The organism is Streptacidiphilus sp. MAP12-16 (genome assembly GCF_041262165.1).
Taxonomy (GTDB): Bacteria; Actinomycetota; Actinomycetes; order Streptomycetales; family Streptomycetaceae; genus Streptacidiphilus.
Window position 1 is genome coordinate 1 of record NZ_JBGCBY010000079.1, and the last position, 1,583, is coordinate 1,583.

General features: G+C 69.4%; 1 protein-coding gene. It reads left to right on the plus strand.

Features of this window, described 5'->3' with window-relative positions; all coding sequences use genetic code 11:
• The coding region (locus ABIA33_RS38020) for a type I polyketide synthase (protein ID WP_370088815.1) at positions 1-1,583 on the plus strand (1,583 nt) is incomplete at both ends.

A 1,583-nucleotide genomic window follows, 5' to 3' on the forward strand; every position in this document is an offset into this window, starting at 1 on the left:
GGTACCAATGGGCAGGATTATCTGCCGTTGATCCTCAGTGCGCCGGAGGGTTCCGAGGGTTTCCTGGGCACGGGCAATGCGGCCAGCGTGATGTCGGGCCGCGTCGCCTACAGCCTCGGACTCGAAGGCCCCGCAGTGTCAGTGGACACGGCGTGCTCGTCATCCCTGGTGGCTCTTCACTGGGCGATCCAGGCGCTCCGTGCGGGCGAATGCACGCTGGCTCTGGCTGGCGGTGTGACGGTGATGTCCACCCCTGCGTCCTTTGTGGACTTCAGTCGGCAGCGGGGTCTTGCCTCCGATGGTCGGTGCAAGCCGTTCGCTGATGCGGCGGATGGTACCGGGTGGGGTGAGGGTGCGGGGATGCTGCTGGTGGAGCGGTTGTCGGACGCGCGCCGCAACGGGCATCCGGTGTTGGCGATCGTGCGGGGTAGCGCGATCAACCAGGATGGTGCGAGCAATGGTCTGACGGCTCCGAACGGGCCTTCGCAGCAGCGGGTGATCCGGCAGGCGCTGGCCTCGGCCGGTCTGTCGGCCGCCGAGGTCGATGCGGTGGAGGCGCACGGTACGGGTACGAGGCTGGGTGACCCGATCGAGGCGCAGGCGCTGCTGGCCACCTACGGCCAGGACCGTGGCGAGGCGTCACCGTTGTGGCTGGGTTCGGTGAAGTCGAACATCGGGCACACCCAGGCCGCGGCGGGTGTCGCCGGGATCATCAAGATGGTCATGGCGATGCAGCACGGCATATTGCCGAAGAGCCTGCACATCGACAAGCCCACGCCGCACGTGGACTGGTCGGCCGGCGCCGTGGAGTTGCTGACCGAGGCGACGGAGTGGCCGGAGACCGGTCGTCCTCGCCGGGCGGCCGTGTCCTCCTTCGGTGTGAGCGGCACCAACGCCCACACGATCCTGGAACAGGCACCACTCCCGGACCCGGATTCTCTCGCCGAGGCGGAGGCCACGCCGCCGTCCGCCAGCGCCACGCCTTGGGCAGCGCCGTGGTTGCTGTCCGCCCGGAGTACGGAGGCGCTGCGCGCCCAGGCTGCACGGTTGCGGTCTCGGCTGGACCACCGGCCCGAGTTCCCTGTTGACGTCGCCTACTCGCTGGCCACGACCCGGTCGGCCCTGGACCGCCGCGCGGTCCTGGTGGCGCAGGATCTGGACGGCTTCGAGCAGGCCCTGGCGGCCCTGGCGGAGGGACATGGCGCGCCCGGACTCGTCGAGGGCACGGCCTCGCAGGGCAAGGTCGGGTTCCTGTTCACCGGGCAGGGCAGCCAGCGGCTCGGCATGGGCCGGGAGTTGTACGAGACGTTCCCGGTGTTCGCCGATGCCCTGGACGAGGTCTGCGCGCATCTGGACGCCCACCTGGCCCGGCCGTTGCGCGAGGTGGTGTTCGCTGCGGAGGGCACGACGGCGGCGGGGCTGATCCATGAGACGGGTTATACGCAGCCGGCGTTGTTTGCGGTTGAGGTGGCGTTGTTCCGGCTGCTTGAGGCGTGGGGTGTGCGGCCGGATGTTCTGGCTGGGCATTCGATTGGTGAGTTGGCGGCGGCGCATGTGGCCGGTGTGTTGTCGTTGGCGGATGC